This is a genomic window from Chromobacterium sp. S0633 (assembly GCF_024158805.1).
Taxonomy (GTDB): Bacteria; Pseudomonadota; Gammaproteobacteria; order Burkholderiales; family Chromobacteriaceae; genus Chromobacterium.
Genome location: NZ_JAMZGH010000084.1, coordinates 1 through 7,727 on the forward strand (window position 1 = coordinate 1; position 7,727 = coordinate 7,727).

The window sequence follows — 7,727 nt, forward strand, 5'->3', positions numbered from 1 at the left end:
CCCTTTGTCAGCGTTGCTGACGCTGGCCGCCGTCAGTTGCAAATCCTTGCCGGCCTGGATCAGGCCCGCGCCGTTCTTCAGCTGCCCGGCCGTCAGCGTGAACTGGCCGTCGCTGCCGAGCAGGCCATCGTTGCGCAACACCTCGCTGACGCTAAGACTCAGGCCCTGCAAGGCGGTCAATCGCCCTTGCGCGTTGTCGAGCTCCGCCGTCTTGAGCTCGGCTTTGGCGTCGCTGTGCAGCTTGCCTTGCTCGCGGTTGTCGATTTTGTCCGCGCTCACTCGCAGCGTGTCCGCGCCGGCGTGGCTGATCTCGCCATGCCGGTTGTCGATGGCCGTAGCCTCCACGTCCAGCGTTTTGCCCTGGCTGGAGATCACCCCGTCGCGGTTGTCCAACACGCCCTGCAAACGTACGGAGCCGGCCGCCGCGCCGCTTTGCGCGATCAGGCCGCCGCGGTTGTCCAGCGCCCTCGCCTGCAGTTCTAACTGCCCGGCGCTCAAGGCGCCTTCTTGCAGCTTGATGTCCTCGCCGGCTTGCATGCGGGCCAGGCCTCGGGCGCCCAGCTTGGCTTGCGAGGCGTTCAACTCGCCGCCCGTCGTCACCCGCAAATCGCCGTGGCGGGCGCCTACAACCGCCCCCTGCAACTGGGCGCTGCCCGCCTGAATGCTCACATCGCCGCCGGCCAACAGCTCCCCATGGAAATCCAGGCCCTCGCGGCTGCGCAGCGTCAGCGCGCCGGCCTCGCCCAATTTGCCGTCGGCTTGGGCGCCGGCGGCTACGCTGCCCTTGCCCGCCACCGCGGCCGCTTCAATGCCGAGCGCGCCGCCCGCCGTCAGGCTGCCTTCCAGTTGGGCCGTGTCGGCGGCGGTCACTTGCAAGGCGCCCTGGCTGCGGGTCTGGCCGCTGTGTTCCAGCTTGCCCACGCTGTTGAGCTTGATGTCCTGCTGGCTGAAGGTCTTGCCCTTCAGCACCAGGTCGCCGGCGCTGCTCAGCTGCAGATCGCCGGCCCGCGCCGCCATCTCGCCTTGCTGCTTGACGCCCACCCCGGCCTCAGTGCCCACCAGGCGGATGGCGTTGGCGTACATGCCGCCCAGTTGCGCCACGTCCAGCGCGAAGGCCGGCGCGGCGGAACCGTCGGCCGCCAGCGGTCGCGCCTGCAGGGTGTCGGCGTCCACCTGGTTGCGGCCCAGCACCAGCTCCAACTGCTTGGCGTGCAGGTCGGCGTTCACTTGCAGCGCGCGGCTGATGATGGCGAATTTATCGACATTGCCGGCGTTCAGGCCGGCGCCGCTGATATTGACGGCGCCGCCGTTGACCTGAAAACCGGTCAGCGCGCCCTGGGCGTTGAGTTGCGGCGTGCCGGTGCTCAGCATGGCTTGCTGGGTGTTGATGAAGCCGCAGCCGCTGCAGCTGATGCCCCACGGGTTGGCCACTACCACTTGCGCGCGCTGGCCCGCCACTTCCAGATAACCGTTCAACTGCGAGGGGTTGGCGTGGGTGACTTCGTTGAGGATGATGCGGGCGCTGCCGCCGGCCAGATTGGGATTGCCGCCGACATAGCCGGCCAGCTGGGTATTGACGACTTGCACGCTGTTGTTGAGCACCGCCCCTTTGGGGCCGACGTTGAACTGCTGGTACTGGTTGTGGGACACGCCGGCGGCGGTGGGGGCGGCGATCTGCACCACCGGCAACCCGTTGTTGGCCTGAGTCACTGTCGGCCGTTTGCCGGCCGCCGCGCCGGGATCCGCCGCAATGTCCGCCGCCAGCGCGACGCTGCCCAGGCCGACGCCCACCCACAGCGCGCATAGTTTGAAGCCGAAGCCGCGCGCGGCGGCGAATCTCGCCCCCGCCGCATTCAGGCCTCGGCCGCCGCCCTTGCCCTGCCCGCTTGCGGTTTCCTGCACCGCCATCAGTTGGCCGCGCGCTTGGTTGAAGATGATGCGATAGAGTGTTTTGTTCATGATGGCGTCGTCGAAACGGGACAGGGCCCGGCCTTGAACGCACGCTCAAGGCCGGGAGCTCGGTAAAACGGGCTTATTGCCAGAGCAGGGTCAGGTTGAAATGGGTGATGGCGGGCCGGTTCCAGCCTTGCGGCTGGCGCATTGCGCGTTCGTGGCTGAGTTCGGCGCTGAGTTTGCCCGCCAACTGCGCGCGCAGGCCGGCGGCCCAGCCGGAAAGGCTGCGGCTGCTGTCGTCGGCGTAAGCCGGATGCGACACCCGGCCGGCGTCCAGGCCCAGATAGCCTTCCAGCTGCGCGCCGGCCATGGCCGGCAGCGGCGCGCTCAACTCATTGCGCCAGTACAGGCCGCCGCGGCCGCTGAGGCTGTTGCTGTTGAAGCCGCGCACGGTGTAACGGCTGCCGATGGAAAACTGTTCCGAAGGCAGCAGCGGATCGGCGCTGTACTGGCCGCGCAGCTCGCTGCTCCAACGCCAGGTTTGGCTGCCCAAGCGCAGCGGCAGCTGCAAGGCCAGACGGCTTTGAAACAGCTCATGGCGGGCGGTGAAGCCGGAGGCGGCCGTTTGCTCTTCGTTTTGCGCGCCCCAGCCGCCGATGCCGCGCTGATACGCCAGCGAGGCGTCCAGCACCGCTTCGCCCAGATAGCGGCGATGGCTCAGCTCCAGGCCGGCGATGGTCAGATCGCGGCGCTGCTGCGCGATTTCCGCGTCTTCGATAAAACTGCGCGAGGCCTTGCGGGTCAGACTGGTCTTGAGTTCGGTCTTGCTGCTCTGGTCTCGGTGAAGCAAGCGCGCCAGCGATAGCAGGGTATTGCGGCTATGGCCGCTGGAAGAGAAGGATTGGTTGACGCCCTGCACCGTTTGCCGGTACGCGAACGCGCTATAGCTGACGAAGGCGGTCCAATCGCCCCAAGGCAGCAGCCAGGACACGGTATGCGCCTGGCTCAGCGGGTGAGCGATATGCTCGGCGTCCTGACTCCAGGACAGGGACAGCAGGTCGTTGAAGCCGGTGGCGCCGCCCAGCAGCAGGCTGGCGTTGCTCTGCAGCCTGCCGGTGGCGGGCTGGCCGCTGTCGTCCAGGCTCAGTTGCCCGGTCAGCTGGCGCGCGCGGCTGCGGCTGACCGCCACATCGCTTTCGCCCGGCTGTTCTCCGGGGACGATTTCCATCGTCGCCTGCTGGGTGGGCACCCGCCCCAGCTGTTCCAGCCCCTGCTCCAGCGCGCGCACATTGAGGATGTCGCCGGCGCCGAGCGGAAAGGCGGACGTCAGGCCGCGGTCGCCCGGCCCGTCCTTGAGCCGGATTTGATGGATGCGGCCGGGCACCACCGCCAGCCGCAAGCGCCCCTGCGTCAGGTTTTGCTCCGGCAGATACACCCGGCTGGTGACATAGCCGCGCTCCACCATCGCATTGCTCAGCTCCGCCACCACCTGGTCCAGTTGGGCCAAGCCCAGGCATTGGCCTTGCCAGCGGGCCGCCGCCGCAGGCAGCCAGCCGCGCCAGGCGACGGGCATGCCCTCTAATACAAGTACCCGAATGGGGAAGCATTCGCCACCGTAATATTGTTCTACAATTTCAGACTTGGACTTAACTTGTGATTGAAAAGCATCTGGACGCTCTTGCAGTTCTTGACGCTGAAGCTCCAATTGCTGCTGATGGTTTATAAGTGGCTGATCAAAAACACGACCATCGAGAGGTGCGGCTTGTACAGCAGGCAAGACAAAGCCGCCAAGAGTGGCGGCAATCAAGTTCTTCATAGTCAGGGAACGGCTTAGAGCATTTATCTTAAATTATTCAAATACAATTTTCTCCGGCATTTTAAATAAAAATGCTTATACAAGAATTACGTAAAAACACGTAGCTGCGAATAAAAAAAGACGGGAGCACATGCTCCCGTCTTTTTTTGAAACTACTCTGCTTATGCGATAACTGTGCTTTCCAGCTCCGGCAAGGCGATTTTGTGATCCTTGCTGTATTGGTAGTCGTGGAACACGTGCTCGGCGCTGAGCAGTTGATAGCCGCCGTCTTCGCGCCGGACTGTGGTGTCTTTTAGACGATAGGCGTTGTGGCCGCAGGTCCAGCAATCGAAATTGCGCATCTGCGTGCACAAACAGGTCTTGTCCCACACCTTGATGCGGCGCTCGCCAGGGTGGGCGGCCACTTCGCGGTTATAGGCCTCGATATAGGAACAGCCGCCCTTGGCGTCCAGCAGATAGCCATAGGCCTCGCAATTGGGCCGGATGCCGTCGCCGATGGCCGGACAGTGCTTGATCATCCGCATCGGATAGCCAGTGGGTGACAGCTGGTTGACTTCGATGTCGTCCTCGTTGGCCTTGAAGTATTCCTGCTGCACCTTCTCCGGCAGGCCGCATTCGCGCGCCACGGTGAAGCGGGTGGCCACCTGCACCGCGCCGGCGCCCATTTCCAGGAACTGGGTCGCATCGCTGCCGGTGAACACGCCGCCGGCCGGAATCAGCGGGATGTCCAGTTGTTCCGCCCGCAGCCAGTCGCGGATTTCCACGACGATGGCGGCCAGATCGTATTGCGCCCAGTCCATGCCGAAGCCGAGGTGGCCGCCGGCCAACGGGCCTTCCACCACCACGTAGTCCGGCAAGCGGTTGCTGCGCGCGCTCTTTTTCAGGAAGAGCTGTAGGGCGCGCAGCGAGGAGACGATGATGCCGAGTTTGGCGTCGCGAAAGCGCGGATGGTCTTCCATCAGCGCGAAGGAACCCAGGTGCAGACCGGCGGCCAGGGTGATGCCGTCGATGCCGGCGTCCAGCGCGGCGTGCATGCGCGTGCGCAAGGTTTCCTTGGGCGCGTTCATGGTCAGCTTTTCCATGCAGTTGATGAAGACCAGGCCGTCGCCGCGTTTGGCTTCCATGGTCTTGCCCACATGCATGCGGGTGGCCTCGGCCAGCAGGCCCAAGTCGAACTGCACGACGGATTTGTCGCTGTTCTCGACATTGAATTTGTACTGCTTGAGCTTGTCTTTGACGTATTTGGTGTTGAAGCGGCGGTCGGTCACCGTGGGCACCATGGCGTCGGAAATATGGCCCACGCCGCCCAGCCTGGCCGCTTCCAGCGCCAGCGCCGAGGTGGAGATGTCCACACCCATGCCGCCTATCATGATGGGCACCAGCTCCTGCTTGCCCAGCCGCAGTCTGAAATCGTCAACGCACTTCATTAAATCAGCCTATCTCTCCTGAATGCTGGCGGGCATTATCCCCCCGCATTGTGGGAAAATCCATTTTTTTAGAGTTTTTGCTCCGAGCCCTCGGCCGGGACCGAGACCGCCGAGCCGCAATCTGGACTTTAGCCCGCCCAAGCCACTATGCACCCGCCAGATTGCAGCCATGCTACGCGCCTGCCATTGAAAAAGCCGGGAGATCCCGGCTTTTTCCAGCCCGCCGACGCGCGGCGGGCATTGCGCCGGCGCTTACCAAATGCGAATGCGCTCGTCCTGGGGCTTGAACATCTTGTCGCCGGGCTTAACCTCGAAGGTTTCGGCGAAGGCGTCGCTATTGCTCGCCGCGCCGATGGCGCGGAACTCCCCCGGCGAATGCGGATCGGTCACCAAACGCGACAACAAGGCCTCGTCGCGAATCTTGGTGCGCCACACTTGGGCGAAACCGTAGAAGAAACGCTGGTCCCCGCTCATGCCGTCTATCGTCGGCGCGCGCTTGCCGTCCAGGGACAGCAGGTAGGCTTTGTAGGCGATTTGCAGGCCGGCGTTGTCGGCGATGTTCTCCCCCAGCGTCAGTTCGCCGTTGATATGCTTGCCCGGCAAGGGTTCGTAGCCGCTGTACTGCGCCACCAGCTTGCCGGTCAGCAGGTCGAAACGGGCCCGGTCTTCCGCCGTCCACCAATTGCGCATATTGCCGTCGCCGTCGAATTGGCTGCCCTGATCGTCGAAACCGTGACTGATTTCATGGCCGATCACCGCGCCGATGCCGCCGTAATTGGCGGCGTCGTCCGCCTTGGCGTCAAAGAACGGCGGCTGCAGAATGGCGGCCGGAAACACGATTTCGTTCAGCGACGGGTTGTAGTAGGCGTTGACGGTTTGCGGCGTCATCCCCCACTCCTCGCGGTCCACCGGCTTGCCCAAGCGGGCCAGCATGCGGCGGTATTCGAACATCGAGCCGCGCTTGATATTGCCCACCAGATCGTCCCGCTTGATCTCCAGGCCGCCGTAGTCTCTCCACTTGTTGGGATAGCCTATCTTCAGCATGTATTTGGACAGTTTTTCCTGCGCGGCCTTCTTGGTGGCCGGGCTCATCCAGCTGAGCGTGTCTATGCTCTGGGCGTAGGCCTTCATCAGATTGCCCACCAGCGCTTCCATCTTGGCCTTGGACTCCGGCGGGAAGTAAGCCTGCACATAGAGCTTACCCAGGGCTTCGCCCAGATTGCCCTCCACCGCCTTCACCCCGCGCTTCCAGCGCGGCTGTTGCTCCAGCGTGCCGGCCAGCGCCTTGCCGTGAAAATCGAAACGGGTCTGCGCCAGGACGCCGTCCAGATAAGGCGCGTAGGCGTCCAGCGTCTGCGCCGTCAGATAATCCTGCCAGTCTTGCAGCGGCAACGCGGCCGCCAGCTTGGCCCAGGCTTCTGCATAGCTGGGCTGATTGACGTTGACGGCGCTGATGCCGCCGGCCTCGGCCGCGTCCAGAAAAGCTTGCCAGTCAAAGCCCGGCGCCCGCTTTTTCAGCTCGACCACGCTCATCTTGTTGTAAGTCTTTTGCGGGTCCCGGTTCTGCACCTTGCTCCACTGGGCTTCCGCCAACTTGGTTTCCAGCGCGAACACGCGCTGGGCGCGCTGCTCCGCGTCGGCGTAGCCGCCCAGCTTGAATAGTTTGACCAGATAGGCGCGATAGGCCTGGCGCGCCTTCTCAAAGCGCGCGTCCTTGCCCAGATAGTAGTCGCGGTCCGGCATGCTCAGGCCGTTCTGATACAGGCCGGCCAGGTATTGGCGCGCGTCCTTGGCGTCCGCTTCAACGTAAAAAGCCAAGGGCTGTTGCACGCCCAAGCCCTGCGCCGCGCCCATCCAGGCCGCCAAGGCGCTCTTGTCCTTCAAGGCGGCGATGGCCGTCAGTTCGCCGCGCATCGGCGTCAGGCCCAGCTTGTCCAGCGCGGCCTCGTCCATGAAGCTGTGATACAGATCGCCGATCTTTTGCGCCTCAGCCGACGCCTTCGGCTTGGCGGCGGCCTCCTCTATCAGCTTGCGGCTGCGTTCCAGGCTCAGATCGCGCAATTGCTTGAAAGCGCCGTCGTTGTCTTCGGACGCCGGCAACACCGCGTGCTTGACCCAGGCGCCGTTGACCGCGTGATAGATATCGTCTTGCGGACGCACCGCGCTGTCGAAATGCTGTTTGTCGATGCCGGACACGGCGCTGGCTTGCGCTTGCCAAGCCAGCAACAGGCTGGCGGCCATCAGGGCTAACTTCATTTTCATCGGGGTTCCTTTCACTCCATTTCTCTGCGGCCCTGTTTTCCTTGTTTTGGTTCCGGTGAAAATGCCGGGCCGGCTCACAATTGCGAAATAAAGGCAGCCCGAAGGCTGCCTTTTCCTCACAAAGGGTCAAACATCAATTTCATGACAAATACAATATATGGATCAAGACAAGTTATATATAGCGTGCCTTGGCCGGACTCGCGGGATCACTGCACAAACTGCTCAGAGCCCACGATGCCCAATTTAGTCACACCCAAACGCTGAGATTCCGCCAGCACCATCGCCACCGGCTCATACCCCGCGTCCTTGTTCGGCTTGATGTGGAACTC

4 protein-coding genes are annotated in these 7,727 nt (G+C 63.5%); all 4 read right to left on the bottom strand.

What is annotated here, in order from left to right; genetic code table 11:
- A partial coding sequence (locus NK214_RS24410; RefSeq protein ID WP_253315739.1) for a filamentous hemagglutinin N-terminal domain-containing protein occupies positions 1-1,959 on the bottom strand: 1,959 nt, incomplete at its 3' end.
- A gap of 73 nt (positions 1,960-2,032) precedes the next feature.
- Positions 2,033-3,709 (bottom strand): ShlB/FhaC/HecB family hemolysin secretion/activation protein, encoded by a 1,677-nt coding sequence (locus NK214_RS24415; RefSeq protein WP_256477558.1) that lies wholly within the window; start codon positions 3,707-3,709, stop codon positions 2,033-2,035.
- A 161-nt stretch (positions 3,710-3,870) separates the two neighbouring features.
- Complete coding sequence (locus NK214_RS24420) at positions 3,871-5,136, bottom strand: nitronate monooxygenase (RefSeq protein WP_253315741.1); 1,266 nt, start codon at positions 5,134-5,136, stop codon at positions 3,871-3,873.
- A 252-nt stretch (positions 5,137-5,388) separates the two neighbouring features.
- A complete protein-coding gene (locus NK214_RS24425; protein WP_253315742.1) occupies positions 5,389-7,398 on the bottom strand; it encodes a M13 family metallopeptidase in 2,010 nt (669 codons plus the stop codon).
- Between the last annotated feature and the right edge of the window lie 329 nt (positions 7,399-7,727).

Excerpts from the sequence above, each read along its gene's own strand:
- NK214_RS24415 (WP_256477558.1), bottom strand. The coding sequence starts at position 3,709 with ATGAAGAACTTGATTGCCGCCACTCTTGGCGGCTTTGTCTTGCCTGCT.
- NK214_RS24420 (WP_253315741.1), bottom strand. The coding sequence starts at position 5,136 with ATGAAGTGCGTTGACGATTTCAGACTGCGGCTGGGCAAGCAGGAGCTG.
- NK214_RS24425 (WP_253315742.1), bottom strand. The coding sequence starts at position 7,398 with ATGAAAATGAAGTTAGCCCTGATGGCCGCCAGCCTGTTGCTGGCTTGG.